Genomic DNA, 15,294 nt, shown 5'->3' with positions numbered 1-15,294 from the left:
CGCGGACTCCTTCCGTGTGGTCAGTGGCCGGCGATCAGGTCGGACAGGAACGGGGCGATGACATCCGGCACGACCTTGCAGTCGAGCACCAGCACGCCGCGGGGACCGCGTGCCTGCCAGTCGCGGACGGCGTCGAGGTCGGGCACCGCGCGCACCACGGCCACTTCGGCTCCCAACGCCAGGGCCACCCCGGCGAAATCGGTGTCGGCGAACGACGCCGTGCGCGGATCGGCGCCGCGCGGGGTGTACAGGTGCGCTTCGAAGCCGTAGGAGGCGTCGTCGTAGATGACCACGAGCACCGGCGATTCCGAGCGGATCAGCGTGTCCAGTTCCGGCAGCCCCATCAGCGAGCCGCCGTCACCCAGCGCCACCACCGTCAACCGGTCGGCACGCCCGCTGGCGGCACCGACCGCGCCGGCGAACCCGAGTCCGATGGCCTGGAAAGCGCCACCCATGAACACCATCGCCGCCGGGTCCGGTACCGACCAGTACATCGATGGCCAGCTGATGAAGTGACCGCCGTCGAACACGACCGTCCGTTCGGCGGGCAGCAGGTCGCCGAGGGCCTTGGTCAGGGTGCGTGGATCGATCCGGTCGACCGTGCTCGCGTCCGGATGGGCCTGGTCCGCCCAGGTCGCGCACGGCAGCAGGTCCTCGTTCGCGTCCCGCCACGCCGACGTGGGCAGGTTCGCCGCGTTCATCGCGTCGGTCAGCGCCGACGCCGCGACGGACGCGTCTGCGGTGATCTCGAGCGACACCGGCGCGACGCGGGTGCGCGGCACGTTGTCGATCCGGACCACCGGCGCACCGGGATCGAGCAGCCGCCCGCCGTGCAGGGTGAAGGGGTCGAGGTCGGCGCCGAACGCCAGCACCAGATCGGCCTGTTTGATCAGTTCGGCTGCCCGCGGCGCGGCGAATCCGCCGCATATCCCCAGCGCGAACCGGTTCCCGCTGAACAGGCCGTTCGCCATCACCGTCGTCGCCAGCAGTGCCCCGGCCCGGACGGCCAGGTCCGCGACGGGTTTTCCGGCGTCCGCACGCCACGCCCCCAGCCCGGCAAGGACCAACGGGCGGCGAGCGGTGGACAGCAGCTCCAGCACCGCGCCGACGTCGTCCGCCGTCGGCGCGGCGCCCACAGCCCGCACCGCTTCGGCTCCGGCACCAGAAGTGCCTTCCCCGTCCACCGTGAACACCAGCCGCTCGGGCACCTCGGTGTTCAGCAGATCGTTCGGCAGGCACAACAGCACGGGGCGGCTCAACGCACGGGCCAGACGCAACGCCTCGGCCGCGTCGGCACGTGCGGTGCCCGCGTCCCGGACCCGCACGACCTCGGCGCCGAGCGTCCGCGCGAACGTCGTCTGGTCGACATCGCAGCGGCGCAGGCCGGAAACCGGGTGATCGCCGCACAGCACGACGATCCCGCTCCCGTGCCGTGCGGCCTCGGCCAGCGCCGTCGCCGTGTTCGTGATGCCCGCCCCGTGGGAGGTCGTGCAGACCGCGACCGAGCCGCTCACCCGGTGATAGGCGTCGGCCATGGCCATGGCACCACCCTCGTGCCTGGCCGCGACATAACGGACGCCATGTTCGGTCAGCCCGGCGGCGGCGAGAATGTTCCCGCCGCCGACGACGCCGAACGCATGCCGGACACCGCCGGCCGCGAGTTCGTGCGCGACTGCCGCCGCGAGTGTCGTCACTGGGGTTTCCCGTTCCCTCAGGCGAGTTCCGCGATCACTTCACCGGCTGCGACCTCGATCCTGTTGACGCGCAGCAGGTTCCAGCCCGACTCGGAGAACACCGAGCACCAGTCGGCGAGGGTGGGCATGAACGTGCCCATCAGGTCGTGCCCGAGCTCGAAACCGAGCGTGAACACGCCGAGCTCGGTGTCGTGGACACCGACCGATCGCGTCGCGTCACCGAACAGGAACCGCTTGACGTTCGGGAACAGCTCCCGCAACCGGCGCAGGGTCGCGATGCACGTCTCCTTCGGCCAGAAGTCGTGCGCCATCATGAAGCAGGTCAGCACCTCGACCTCACGGAACTCCGGCCGCTCCCGCAGGTTCAGCACGTCGGCCTGGAAGAACTCGGTGCGGTCGCCGAAGCCAGCCTCCGCCGCGTCACGCCTGGCCACCTCGAGCGACGGCTCGGCGATGTCGATGCCGAACCCCCTGGTGCCGGGATGACGCCCGAGCACGTCCATCAGCCGCCCGCCGCTGCCGCAGCCGAGGTCGGCGACGACGGTGAACGGGAAGTCGATCCGGTCCAGCGTCGCGTGGAACGTCTCGTCGTAGGTGATGGCACTGATGTCCCGGCAGGCGTACGCGATCGCCGCCGGGTCCCGCTCGTAGTACTCACCGACGCGGTTCCGCTCGACCAGCGCCTTGGGCATCTGCCGGAACAACTCGCCGCTGCCCCGGTTCAGCCAGTGGAAGAACGACTTGGTCCGGTAGATCTCGTCGAACTTGTCGGTCGCCATGACGACGGTCTCGATCCTGCGCACGATCTCGACCGAAGCCAGAGCGCGGAACATGCCGAGCGTGGAGAGCGGGTCGAGGCCGTGCGCCTCGGCGAACTCCGCGGTGTCGAGCTTGCGGTTCTCGTTCAGCTCGTCCAGCGCGCCGACCTCCCACGCCGCGCAGATCGCCCAGGCGGCCACGGCCGAGTTGTAGATGTAGGCCGCCTCGCGCGCGCCGCGGAAATCCTCCTCGACTCCCCGCAGCATCTCGACGCCGTTGATGTACTCCGCGCTCACTTTTCCTCCCGTTGCGACTGGGTCGGGCCGTCGCTCACTCATCGTTGGTCACTCCCTGGTCGTCGAGGAGCTTGCACAGGTCGGACACCGTGGGAGCGTTGAACAGATCGGCGATGGTGAGCTCCACGTCGAGTCGCGCGGCAATCCGGCTGATCAGCCGCATGGCGAGCAGCGAGTTCCCCTCGAGATCGAAGAAGCTGTCGTCCATGCCGACCCGGCCGACCTCGAGGACCTCCTCGAACACCGCGCACAACACCGCCTCGCGGGCGGTGGCCGGCGGCCGGTAGTTCGCCGACGTACCGGACTCCGGCTCCGGCAGCGCGGCACGGTCCAGCTTTCCGTTCGGCGTCAGCGGCAGCCGGTCGAGCGGGATGACCACCGACGGCAGCATGTACTCCGGCAGCCGTCGCGCCGCGTCGGCAAGCAGGTCCTCGGTCGCCGACGCCGGCTCCGTCCCGGCGGGGAACACCACGTAGGCGACGACGCGATGCTCACCGAGCTCGCTCTCGCGCGTCACGACAGCGGCATGCACGACACCCGGGTGCGCGGCCAGCGTCGACTCGATCTCGCCGAGCTCGACGCGGTAACCACGGATCTTGACCTGGTTGTCCGCCCTGCTGACGAACTCGAGCACACCACCGGCCCGCGTCCGCACCAGGTCCCCGGTGCGGTACACGCGATGCCCCTGTCCCTCGAACGGATCCGTGCGGAACCGCTCGGCCGTCAGATCGTCCCTGCCGACGTAGCCGAGTGCCAGCCGGGGCCCGCCGATGTAGAGCTCACCGACCTCGCCCGGACCGACCGGCCGCAGTTCGTCGTCAAGCACGTGCACGCGGACGTCGTCCATCGGGTAGCCGATGGGGATGGTCCTCGGCTCCTCGAACGGCGCGGTCATCGGGAAGTGCGCGGCGAACGAGGACAGTTCGGTGGCGCCGTACGTCGCGCGGACCACGAGATCGGGACAGGCGTCGAGAACGCGCCGCACGGCCGATGGCGCGATCACGTCGCCGCCGGTCAGCACCTCGCGGACACCGGACAGTACCTCCGGCGCCTCGTCCGCGATCACCCGGAACAACCCGGCCGTCAGATGCAACCCGGTGATCGACTCCTCGGCGACCAACGTCCGCAACCCGTCGACGTCGAGCGCGCCGCGCGGCAGCACGATGGTCCCGCCGCGCAGCAACGGCACCCAGATCTCGTAGGTGGACACTCCGAAGGCGTACGGAGCCAGCATCGGCACCCGCTCGTGCCGCCCGGTGTCCCAGCACGAGTCCAGCGCCAGGCCGAGCACGCCGCGGTGTGTGACGGCGACACCCTTCGGCTCACCGGTCGAACCGGACGTGTGCATGATGTAGGCGACCTGCCCGCCCTCCGCTTCCGCGATCACCGGGTCCACTGTGGACCGGCCGGTGAACTCCGTGGTGTCGTCGGCGAAGACGACCCGCTCCGCCCGCGGCAGACCACGCACCCTGGTCGGCTCGTCGGTCAGCAGCAAAGGACCGTTCGCACGGTCGAGGATGTCCTGCACACGCTCGACCGGATACGCCTCGTGCAACGGGAGATAGCACGCGCCTGCCTTGAGCACCCCCAGTATCGCGACCACGAGCTCGACCGACCGCGCCATCGCCACCGCGACCGGCTCCCCCGCGGCCACGCCTGCGCTCAGCAGCCGGTGGGCGACCTGGTTCGCGCGTTCGTTCAGTTCCCGGTAGGTCAGTCGCGCCTCTCCTTCGGACAGCGCGACCGCGTCCGGCGTCTGGTGCACCTGCGCGACGAAGCAGCCCGGAATGGAAGTGTGGCGCATCATCCGCTCCTCGCCTCATGTACCGACTGCTGTCAAGTCTGCTCGCTCCCGAGGTCGTGCGGCGTCTTCGGTATTGCGCTGGCCCCCGCCGAGCGGCACGAGAGACACCGCCGCGCGGTGAACCGTCCGGGGCCGCGCCAGGAACTCCCTGTTACGCAAGGACAAAGACGCTGCGCCGCCCGGCACCGTGCGAACCTTCCTATGCCCGGTGCGTAACCAACCGATCTCAGTGAGTGATCAGCCGAGGTCGGCACCTTGTCGTCGTCGCGCCGGCAAGAAGGAGGTCGCCCGTGTCGACGGAACAGGTGCTCAGCACACCGCCAACAACTGGATTCCCACGCCCGCCCGCACATCGAACCTGGTCGTGGCCGGTCGTTGGCGTATCCCTGATCGCTGCCGGCGTGGTGCTCTATCTCAGCGTCATGTTGCCGCACTTCATACCGAGGTTCGTCGATCCGGACGTCGCGGCGGTTCGGGTGTTGCACGGCTCGTTCGGTGTTCTGACCATGATCACCGCGCTCGTGCAGATCTGGCCGGGAATGCGGCGCCGGTTTCCGCGCCTGCACCGGTGGAACGGCCGCGCCTATGTGTTCGCGGGTGTGCTGCCGTGCTCGGTCCTGCTGGTCGGGGTGCTGTTCGTCATCGGCGAGCCGACGAACACCGCGAGTTTCTTCTGGGGCATGGTCTGGTTGGCCGCGACCGCGGTCGCCTGGCGGGCGGCTCGCAAGCACCAGTTCGCCAAGCACCGGCAGTGGATGTCCTACAGCATCGCACTCACTCTCGTGATCCCCCTGAACGCCGGGCTCGTGGTCGCCGCGCCGCATCTCGCTCCGCTGATCAGCCCGGTGGTCACCTTCGATTCGCTCCAGTGGTTGACGTGGGTGCTCAACCTCGCCGTCGCGCACTGGTACGTGACCAGCGGCAAGGATGCCGCGCCACGGGCGGCACGTCCGAGCCCGGCCCGCGGTGCCCTCGGACGGCCGACCGCGACCTGATCGTCGACAGCCTGCTCGTCGGCCATGGGCTGGGTCGGACGGTCCTGGTCGGCATACAACCCGACAGCGCCCCGCCGCGGCCATGCCGCGGCGGGGCGGTTCGGTTCGACCTGCGGAATCCACTCGATGCGCCGGATTCTCGACTCGACCGGCTGAGACCGGGGACTTCGCCCCAGCCCTGGCCCGTCAGCCGGCCGGGCGCACGGCGTTGATGATCACGAACGTGCCGGGCGAGGCCTCATCGCGAATCTCCAGGCCCGCCTCGGTCAGCCAGCCGACCAGCTCGTCCCGGTCGAACAGCGTCAACCCGTCGTTGTGGGCCGGGAACCGGTGCCTGCGAGCGAAATACCGGTAGACCGGGTCGTCGGAGTTGCGGAACGTCAGCAACGTGAACGTGCCGCCCGGCCGCAGGCAGCGGGCCACCTCGGCGATGGCCGTGGGAGCGTCGGCAGGAAATGCCTGCAGTGCGTTCCAGCACAGCACGGCACCGAGCGTCGCGTCGCCGAAGGGCAACGTGGCCGCGCTCGCCAGCACGGCGGGTACCTCGGGGAGCCGTCCGCGCAGCGTGACGAGCATCGGCAGCAGCAGATCAAGCGCGATGACCCGTTCCGCGCCGACGGTCTTCGCCAGCACCTCGGTCCATCGGCCCGCACCTGCCGCCAGGTCGAGCACCGGGCCGTCGACGGGACGCACATGCGAGGCGATGTAGTCGTCCTCGTCGGAGGGCAGGACCTGGCCGGCCCAGTTGGATCCGCACAACCGCACGAAGTTCGGCCGCGCGTGCGCCTCGTAGTAGTGGCCCATGCTCGGCACCTGCGCCAGCTTGAGCAGGAAGTCATCGCCGGTCTCGCCGACCCGGGCGGTGAGATCGAGGATGCCCTTCTCGACCGGATAGGCGTTCGAGCACGCCGCGCACTTGGCGAGGTTGTCCGCGAGCCGCAGCGAACCGCCGCACCCGGGGCACCGGAACGCCGCCGCGTGCTGCGCCAGCAGTTCCGCCCCGGCGGCGGGCGGTTCGACGTCGCGGTCCGGAACGGAGTCCGACGAAGCGGGCACCACCGGGCCGTTGCGGACCGCCCAGCGCGCCTTCACGCCGAGGTGACCGAGCACGGTTTCGGTGTCCTCCCGCCAGAGTCCGGCGATCTTCTCCGCACCGAGGGCGCTGATCCGCGCCTGGTCGAAGCGGCGCGCGGCGTCGTCGCGTTCCCACGCGGCCGGATGCGGGAAAACCCGGCCGATGTCCGGGTTGTCCTGGTCCAGTTCGGCCAGCGCACGACGCAGCCTGGACAGGTCCTCCGGGTCGAGCGGCAACGCCGTCGCCGTGTCGAGCACCCGGTCCCGGTCCTGCGGGAAGTGCGCCAGCAGGTACAGCAGCGCCAGCGACAGCGCCTCGTCCGCGGTCTCCCGCCAGATCGACAGGTAGTCGTCGACGCGGGCGCGGGCGGCGGCGGTCACTGGACCCGCCGCCTGCCCCTCTTCGGCTTCGATGGCGAGGCCGAGCAGGATCGCCAGCTCACCCTTGCCGGCGTCCTCGGCCTCGATCAGTGCGGCGGCGAGTGCCGCCGCGGCCGGGTTGGTGGTCGGCATTGCGGTTCCCTTCACAACTACTGGGGCAGCGGGGAGTTCGGATCGGCCACCGCCGCGCGCAGGATCCGCTCGAACGAGTGCGCCCAGCCCCATACCGTGTCCGCGTCGAAGAGATTCTTGTCGAACTTCAGGCTGTTGACGGTCTCGCCGGAGGGCAGCACGTCCAGTGCCCATACGATCCCGTCCGGGATACCGCAACTGACGTCCTGGGACAGCAGTCGCCGTCGCAGCTCGGTGATCGCGAGCCCACCGACCTTCTCGCTGCTCGACTCCGGCGGGAACTGCAGGAGCTCGAACGCGGGCAGGTCCCGCTCGGGCTCGGCCGCCGATGCCAGCAGTCCGGGCGCCTCCATGGCGATCAGCGGGAACGGCAGTTCGTTGCTGAAGGCGCCGAGGCACGTGGTGCGGGTGCGGTCGAGGACATCGGCGAACGTGCGACACCCGGCAAGCCGGGTGCGCAGCGGCACGAAGTTGAGGAACGGCCCCACCGCGTGGTTGAAGTCACCGAGCCCCCGGCCCGCGCTGAACGACGCCGCCACGACGTCCTCGGTGCCGGTGAGCTCGCGCAGCAGGACGTTGTAGGCGCTGAGAAACACCATGAACGGCGAGGCGCGGTGCGACTTGGCCAACCGGGCTGTCGCAGCGGTGAGCTCGGCGTCGAGCAGGAAGCGGTGTGCAGCGTAGGCCGCGGTCTTCCCGGCGAACGGCCGATCGGCGGGGATCAGCGTCATCTCGGCGTCCGCCAGGTGCTCACGCCAGTACTTCGCGGCCTTCAGCACTGCCGGGTCCGTGAGGCTTTCCCGTTGCGCGGCAGCGAACTCGTGGTACTGCCGGGCCGGCGGCAGCGCGGGCACCTCGTGACCGCACCGCACCGCGTACAGGTCGGCGACGTCGTGCATGAGCACGCCCATCGACCAGCCGTCGGCGACGATGTGGTGCACCAGCAGCACGAGCACGGCGTCGTCGGGGGCGAACACGGCGAGCGCGGCCCGCAGGTGCGGCAGCTCGGTCACCGGGTAACGGCCGCCCTCCATCTCGTTGAGCAGCTCTTCGCCGCGCCGGTCGCGGTCGGCGACCGGCGTCCCGCTCAGGTCGTGCACGGCGAGCGGCACCGGCCCCGGCGCCGGCTCCGGCGGCAGCGCGACCGACGAGCCGCGTGCCACCGGCGTACGCAGGATCTCGTGCCTGGCAACGACATCGTCCAGCGCGGCGGACAGCACGGCCGGGTCGACCGGACCGCGTAACCGCCATGCCGAGGCCAGCACGTAGGCCGGTCCGAACGGGCCCATCTCGTCGCCCTTGTCCAGCGCGTTGATGAACTCCTGTTGCAGGGACAGCGTTTGCGAGGTGTCCGATCCGGTCACGACCCGCTCCGGTGCAAGGTGGCGAGCTCGGCGAACGAGTGACTCGGGTGGGGGACGGTCGCGAACAGAACTCGCATGCGTGGCTCCTCCTACAGCGGACTGTCGTGCGGCTAGTCCAGCACCGCCGACACCGCCATGACATCTCCTCGCGTGCGAACCGGACAGCACGGCGGAACTCTTCGGCAATGCCGAAGATGCGCAGCTCTTCCTGCCCTCACGAGGATGGCGAGTACGTACGTTTCCCAAGACCGTGCACGCACACCCAATGGAGATGCCAATGACGAGCGATCCGGTACTGGACGCATCCGGGAAGGACCTGCACGGCGAAACGGACCGGCTGCGCGCGATGAGCAGCGCCGTCCGGGTGACGCTGCCCGGAGGCGTGCCCGCGTGGTCGATCAACAGTTACGCGGCGGTCAAACACCTGCTGGCGAACCCGAAGGTGACCAAGAGCGCGCGCAATCACTGGCAGGCGTTCATCAACGGCGAGATTCCGCCGGACTGGGAGATGATCAGCTGGATCGCGATGGACAACATGGTCACTGCCTACGGCAAGGATCATGTCCGGCTGCGGAGGCTGGTCGGCAAGGCGTTCACCGCCCGCCGCACCGAACTGCTTCGTCCCCGGGTCATCGAGCTCACCAACGAACTGCTCGACGGGATGGCGACCGCGTCCCCGGACGAGGTCGTCGATCTGCGTGCCGGGTTCGCCTACCCGTTGCCCGCCCGCCTGGTCGCCGACCTGATCGGGATGTCCGAGCCGGCAAGGGCCGCGGCGGCGAAGGTGTACGACCTGATGGTCGACACCACGATCAGCCCGGAACAGGCGCAGCAGGTGCTGACCGGCTGGCGCGGCGCGATGGCGGACCTGATCGCGGAGAAGCGCGCCAACCCCGGTGAGGACATCACCAGCGACCTGATCGCCACCAGGGACGGGGACGGCTCACGGCTGAGCGAGCAGGAGCTCACCGACACCATCTTCGCGATTCTCGGCGCGGGCTCCGAAACCACCATCAACTTCTTCGACAACGCGATCACCGCCCTGCTGTCGCACCCCGAGCAGCTCGAACTGGTCCGTTCCGGGCAGCAGTCCTGGAACGACGTCATCGACGAGGTGCTGCGAGTGCAGTCGCCGCTGGCCCACCTGCCGCTGCGCTACGCGGTCGAGGACATTCCGCTCGACGACGTGACCATCCCGCAGGGCGAGGCGATCCTGATCAACTACAGCGCGGTGGGCCGCGACCCCGCCATGCACGGCCACAGTGCCGGTGAGTTCGACATCACCAGGCCGAACAAGGAACACCTGTCCTTCGGCCACGGACCGCACTACTGCCTTGGCGCTGGCATCGCCCGCATGGTCGCCACCATCGGACTGTCCACACTGTTCGAACGGTTCCCCCGGCTGTCCCTCGCCGTACCCGCCGAGGAACTGGTGCCGCTGCCCACCTTCATCATGAACGGGCACCAGACGCTGCCGGTCCGGCTGGCGGCCTCCGCCCGCGCGGCGGCCTGATTCGCGAGTCACGGCGACTGGTCCGCGCTGTGCTGGGTGGTTTCTCGGGGCCCTTTGGCACGGCGCGGCCCATCGGCGTTGTGTCGGTTTGTCCTCGCCGGACGGGCAGGTCTCCCCTGTTTGGTGGTCTTTGTCCTCGCCGGACGGGTCTCTGGGGTTGCCTGTTTGTGGGTGTTGTCCTCGCCGGACGGGCAGGTCTCGGGGGTGGCGGAGGGGCAGGTCGGCGGCGGTTTGGGCGGGTCTGCCTGCCATCCGTTGTGGGTTTGTCCTCGCCGGACGGGCAGGTCTCGGGGGTGGCGGAGGGGCATGTCGGTGGCGGTTGGGTTCGGGTCTGCCTGCCATCCCGTCGACCTCCCTACGGGCTATCACACCGCGCCAAGGGGGGCCGGGTTTCCGCATGATGTGATTCGGGCTTGTGGCCCCCCTTGACACGGCGTGATCGGGCGCTGCCAGGTCGACGGGATGGCAGGGAGCCCCTATGGGGTGGGCTTACGCCACCATCGGGGTTGCGCGGGGTCGTTGCCCCGCTGCGGCGGGGCCTGCTGTGGCGGGGCCAACGCGCGGGCCCGGTGCGCGGGAACTGCTGCGCGGAGTCCGGGGGCCGGTGCGCGGGGGTCGAGGCCCGGGGTTCGGTGCGCGGGGTCCGGGGGCCGGTGCGCGGGGCTCGGGGGCTCGGGGCGGGCGCGAGCGCCCTGGCTTGGTGCCGTGAAAGGCGCGTTCACGGCATTCGCGATGCCGTCAATGGGCCATTCACGGCGCTCAACGCCGTGAATGTGCCATTCACGGCAGCGGTTGTGCCGTGAACGCGCCTTTCACGGCACCAGTCGCCCTTCGGGTGTTCCGTCGGGGCGCTACGTGTCCTGGCTTCTCGCTCTGAAAGACGCTTTTGGGACGCTCGGCGTCTCGAAAGCGTCTTTCGGGGCATTGCGGGCGTCCTACGGTTGTGGTGACTCGCTCCGCGGCCAGTCGGCGCGGGCTCTGCCGGGGCGGGCCGGGAATCAATCCGCTCCGCCCCCGTTGCCGGAGGCGGTAACAAAGTCGAGGATGTCCGGTTTTTTAGATCTTGAATAGATCGTTTCGCGGCGTGGTCTCGAATTCCTCAATGGACTACCAGTCGCCCGGCGGCATCCGGCCTACCAGGTAGAATAACCGTAAGTGCCCATATGGCTGCGGAACGTTTGAAGTGGGCTAATGGGGAAAGCATCCTGCGAGAGGGAATTCTTCACGCGGCGGGATAACCTTGCTGAGATATACCGCATCCGACAAGATGGCCGGTTACGTCACCACCCGGGAGTACCGATGGAACTTGTCGAGCGCAGCGATTCTGTCGGCAGCGAGACCGCTGGTTACCCCCGCGCCGGAAAGTCTCTTGTGGATCTGTTCGCCGACGAGGTCCAGCGCCGGCCCGGCGCCACCGCCGTCATCGGGGACGGCGAGAGCGTCACCTACCGCGAACTGGCCGCGCGTGCGGTCGAGGTGGCCGCGCACCTTCGCGACCTCGGCGTCACCGCCGACGACTGCGTCGGGCTCTTCGTCGACCCCTCGGTCGAGTTGATGGTGGGTGCCTGGGGCGTCCTGCTCGCCGGTGGCGCCTATCTGCCGCTGTCCCCGGAGTATCCGGAGGAGCGACTGCGCTACATGATCGAGGACGCCCGGGTGAAGGTCATCTTCACTCAGGAGGAGCTTACCGGCCGGCTCGCCGACCTCGCTCCGGCAGGCACCACGATCGTCACCGCGGGTGACGTGCGCGGTGCCCGGCCGTCGGCGGCGGCTGCTCCCGGTCCGCGCGACCTCGCCTACGTCATCTACACCTCGGGCAGCACGGGAAAGCCCAAGGGGGTGATGATCGAACACCGCAGCGTCGTCAGCCAGCTGCGCTGGTTGGGATCCACCTACGAACTCCACGACAAGGTCGTTCTGCAGAAGACCCCGATGAGCTTCGACGCGGCACAGTGGGAGATCCTCGCCCCTGCCTGCGGCGCCACCGTGGTCATGGGAAGTCCTGGCATCTACCGGGACCCCGAACGGCTGATCGAGACCATCCGCACGCACGGGATCACCACTGTCCAATGCGTGCCCACGTTGCTGCAAGCCCTGCTGGACACCGAGGAACTGACCGAATGCACCTCGCTCACCCAGATCTTCAGCGGTGGCGAGGCGCTGTCCCGGATGCTCGCCACGCAGTGCCTCGACGCGCTGCCCTGGTGTGAGCTGATCAACCTCTACGGCCCGACCGAGTGCACCATCAACTCCTCCGCGCACACCGTCGACCGCGCCGCCCTCGCCGAAGGGCCGTTGACGATCCCGATCGGCGCGCCGGTGCGCGACACCGTGTACGTGGTGTTGGACGGTGATCGCCGGCCTGTTTCCGTCGGCGAGGTCGGGGAGCTGCACATCGGGGGCACCCAGCTCGCGCGTGGGTACCTGCACCGGCCGGACCTGACCGCGGAGCGGTTCGTCGACATCGCCATCCCCGACGTGGCCCAGACCCGGTGGTTCCGGTCCGGTGACCTCGTGTCCTGGAACGCCGACGGCACGGTCCAGTTCGTCGGCCGTGCCGACAACCAGGTGAAGTTACGCGGATTCCGGGTCGAGCTCGACGAGATCAGGCTGGCCATCGAGGAACACGACTGGGTCAGGAACGCCGCCGTCATCGTCAAGCACGACGAGCGCAGCGGGTTCCAGAACCTCATCGCCTGTGTCGAGCTGAACCCCAAGGAAGCCGCCCTTATGGACCAGGGCAACCACGGCGCGCACCACCAGTCCAAGGACGACAAACTCGCGGTACGCACGCAGCTTTCCAACCCGGGCCGGCGCACGCCCGACGAGCTGCGCGGCCGTCCCGTCGTCGACCTGCCCGGTGCGGAGGCGACCGCGCTGCAACGCAAGTGGGTCTTCGCGCGCAAGACCTACCGGTTCTTCGAGGGCGGCGAGGTCACCAGGGCCGACGTCGTCTCGTTGCTCGGCCGCAGGCCGCGTGGCGGCGCCTCGCACGAAGTGACCTCGTTGAGCTACGAGGACTTCGGCGAGATCATGCGCAGTTTCGGTGACTGCGTCAGCGGGGAACGACTGCTGCCGAAGTACGCCTACGCCTCACCGGGGTCGCTGTACGCGACCCAGCTGTACGTCGAGATCAACGGGATCGCCGGCCTGGCACCGGGTTACTACTACTACCACCCCGGCAACCACCAGCTCGTGCTGATCACCGGGACCGCCGCCTCGGACACGCCGTACGTCCGCGTGCACTTCCTCGGCAAGCGACGCGCGATCGAAGCGGTCTACAGCAACAACATCCAGGAGGTACTCGAGATCGAGGCCGGTCACATGGTCGGCCTGTTCGAGGAGTACCTCCCGCTGTTCGGGCTGACGATCCGCGAGCGGGGGTACACCCCCGCGGTCAAGGACAACCTCGACTGCGCCGACGAGGACTTCTACCTCGGCACGTTCGAGTTCGCCCCGTACGCGATGGCGCGCCAGGACGACGACCTCGACCTCTACCTCCAGGTCCACCCCGGCAAGGTCGCCGACCTGCCGGCCGGCCAGTACCGGTACCACGCGGGCGAGCTCGAACGGATCTCCGACGACCTCGTGCAGAAGCGCCACGTCATCGCCATCAACCAGCACGTCTACGACAGGGCCAGCGTCGGCGTCACGGTCGTCAGCCGGACCGGCGAGGACTGGCTGGGCTACCTCGACCTCGGCCGCGTGCTGCAACGGCTGCAGATGAACGAACTCAACCTCGGGTTCATGTCCTGTGGCTACAGCTCCAAGACCGGGTACGACCTGCCCGCCGCCAAACGGATCCGGAGCATCCTCGCCGAATCCGGGCACGCCGACGGCCCGTCCTACTTCTTCATCGGCGGCCGGGTCAGCGACGAGCAGGTGTTCGACCGGGGCATGCGCGAAGACGTCGTACACATGAAGGGCCCCGCGGAGATGGTCAGGGACGACCTGGTCAACTTCCTGCCCGACTACATGATCCCCAACAAGGTCGTGGTGTTCGACCGGCTGCCGCTCACCGCGAACGGGAAGATCGACGTCAAGGCCCTCGAATCCTCCCCGAAGACCGACGTCGACAGCAAGGACCGCCCGTTCGCCGCGCCGAGGACCAGCACCGAGCGGCGCGTCTGCGCGCTGTGGAAGAAGGCCCTCAAGCTGGAGACCGTCTCGGTGCACGACGACTTCTTCTCCTGCGGGGGCAACTCGCTCGTCGCCGTCCGGCTGGTCAACCAGCTGAACAAGGAGTTCGGCAGCGAACTGCCGCTGCAGGTGCTGTTCGAGGCGCCCACCGTGGAGAAGCTCTCCCGCAGACTCGGGTCGGCCGAGGCCTCCTCGCGGCTGGTGCCGCTGCGGGCCCAGCGGCCCGAGGACGGCGCTCCCGTCTACTGCTGGCCCGGTCTCGGCGGCTACACCATGAACCTGCGGCTGCTGGCCGAGTCCGTCGACCTCGACCGGCCGGTCTACGGCGTGCAGGCGCACGGCATCAACGCGGGCGAGGTCCCGTACCCCACGATCAGGGAGATGGCCGCCGAGGACGTCCGGGTGATCCGGGAACTGCAGCCCGACGGGCCCTACACCCTGTGGGGCTACTCCTTCGGCGCGCGGGTCGCGTTCGAGGTGGCCTACCAGCTGGAGCAGGCCGGGCAGCGGGTGGACGACCTGTTCCTGATCGCCCCCGGCTCACCGAAGGTCAGGGCGCGCGACGCGCTGGCCAACGGCTCGGACCCCGTCTACGCCAACCCGGCGTTCGTGACGATCCTGTTCTCGGTCTTCGCAGGCACCATCAACGGGCCGGTGCTGGAACGGTGCCTCGAGACCGCCACCGACGAGGAGAGCTTCGCCTCGTTCGTCATCAGCCGGTTCCCCGAGCTGGACGCCGACGTGGTGCGGCGGATCATCGGGATCGTCCAGCAGACCCACGAGTTCAGCTACACCTTCCGGGAGCTGGCGCAGCGCCGGATCGACGCGCCGATCACGGTCTTCCGCGCACGCGGCGACGACTACTCGTTCCTGGAGCGCAGCAGCGGCTACTCGGCGCGGCCGCCCATGTTCGTCGACCTCGAGGCCGATCACTACGGCCTGCTCAAGGACACCGGCATCGACGAGCTGGTCGGGCAGATCCGCGGCCGGCTCGGCGCGGCGGAGCAGCGCGACGACCGCGCGGCGTGAAGGCCGGTAGCCACCGGCGCTCGTTCCGGTACCCGTGAGGGTGCCGGAACGAGACACCCTGCGACCCCGTCGGCACCCTCGTACGATGTGCCCGTTACCGGCAGTCCAGGCCG

At 69.2% G+C, this 15,294-nt stretch carries 8 protein-coding genes; 3 read left to right on the top strand and 5 right to left on the bottom strand.

Going from position 1 to position 15,294, the window contains the following annotated elements; genetic code table 11:
• Positions 1 to 20 precede the first annotated feature (20 nt).
• The 3 genes from ACFPCV_RS26295 to ACFPCV_RS26285 are packed head-to-tail and all read right to left on the bottom strand — an operon-like array spanning position 21 to position 4,553.
• On the bottom strand, positions 21 to 1,694 hold the full coding sequence (locus tag ACFPCV_RS26295) for a thiamine pyrophosphate-binding protein (protein WP_378059014.1): 1,674 nt from the start codon (positions 1,692 to 1,694) through the stop codon (positions 21 to 23).
• Positions 1,695 to 1,711: 17 nt separating this feature from the next.
• Positions 1,712 to 2,749, bottom strand: coding sequence for a class I SAM-dependent methyltransferase (locus ACFPCV_RS26290; RefSeq protein WP_378059013.1), 1,038 nt, complete (start codon positions 2,747 to 2,749; stop codon positions 1,712 to 1,714).
• Between the two features lie 34 nt (positions 2,750 to 2,783).
• Complete coding sequence (locus ACFPCV_RS26285; RefSeq protein ID WP_378059012.1) at positions 2,784 to 4,553, bottom strand: amino acid adenylation domain-containing protein; 1,770 nt, start codon at positions 4,551 to 4,553, stop codon at positions 2,784 to 2,786.
• Between the two features lie 422 nt (positions 4,554 to 4,975).
• Between ACFPCV_RS26285 and ACFPCV_RS26280 the strand changes: the two genes are divergently transcribed.
• On the top strand, positions 4,976 to 5,548 hold the full coding sequence (locus tag ACFPCV_RS26280; RefSeq protein WP_378059011.1) for a DUF2306 domain-containing protein: 573 nt from the start codon (positions 4,976 to 4,978) through the stop codon (positions 5,546 to 5,548).
• A 186-nt stretch (positions 5,549 to 5,734) separates the two neighbouring features.
• Here ACFPCV_RS26280 and ACFPCV_RS26275 read toward each other — a convergent pair whose 3' ends face one another.
• Positions 5,735 to 7,135, bottom strand: a complete 1,401-nt coding sequence (locus tag ACFPCV_RS26275; RefSeq protein WP_378059010.1) for a class I SAM-dependent methyltransferase — start codon at positions 7,133 to 7,135, stop codon at positions 5,735 to 5,737.
• A 17-nt stretch (positions 7,136 to 7,152) separates the two neighbouring features.
• Entirely contained in the window at positions 7,153 to 8,499 is a 1,347-nt protein-coding gene (locus ACFPCV_RS26270; protein WP_378059009.1) for a condensation domain-containing protein, read from the bottom strand.
• A gap of 277 nt (positions 8,500 to 8,776) precedes the next feature.
• Here ACFPCV_RS26270 and ACFPCV_RS26265 point away from each other — a divergent pair, with 277 nt between their 5' ends.
• Positions 8,777 to 10,012: a cytochrome P450 family protein gene (locus ACFPCV_RS26265; protein ID WP_378059008.1), complete on the top strand. Its 1,236-nt coding sequence runs from the start codon at positions 8,777 to 8,779 to the stop codon at positions 10,010 to 10,012.
• A gap of 1,299 nt (positions 10,013 to 11,311) precedes the next feature.
• Positions 11,312 to 15,181 carry an amino acid adenylation domain-containing protein gene (locus tag ACFPCV_RS26260; protein ID WP_378059007.1) on the top strand — a complete coding sequence of 1,290 codons (3,870 nt, stop codon included), beginning with the start codon at positions 11,312 to 11,314 and terminating at the stop codon, positions 15,179 to 15,181.
• Positions 15,182 to 15,294 lie beyond the last annotated feature (113 nt).

Origin of the sequence: Actinophytocola glycyrrhizae (genome assembly GCF_042653545.1) — a bacterium.
Lineage (GTDB): Bacteria > Actinomycetota > Actinomycetes > Mycobacteriales > Pseudonocardiaceae > Actinophytocola > Actinophytocola glycyrrhizae.
The sequence above is the reverse complement of the archived record's forward strand: the minus strand, read 5'-3'. Positions and strand labels throughout refer to the sequence as shown.

What these genes read in the sequence shown, in the direction of transcription:
- ACFPCV_RS26285 (WP_378059012.1), bottom strand. Translation starts at nt 4,553, where the DNA reads ATGCGCCACACTTCCATTCCGGGCTGCTTCGTCGCGCAGGTGCACCAG.
- ACFPCV_RS26280 (WP_378059011.1), top strand. Translation starts at nt 4,976, where the DNA reads ATGTTGCCGCACTTCATACCGAGGTTCGTCGATCCGGACGTCGCGGCG.
- ACFPCV_RS26275 (WP_378059010.1), bottom strand. Translation starts at nt 7,135, where the DNA reads ATGCCGACCACCAACCCGGCCGCGGCGGCACTCGCCGCCGCACTGATC.
- ACFPCV_RS26265 (WP_378059008.1), top strand. Translation starts at nt 8,777, where the DNA reads ATGACGAGCGATCCGGTACTGGACGCATCCGGGAAGGACCTGCACGGC.
- ACFPCV_RS26260 (WP_378059007.1), top strand. Translation starts at nt 11,312, where the DNA reads ATGGAACTTGTCGAGCGCAGCGATTCTGTCGGCAGCGAGACCGCTGGT.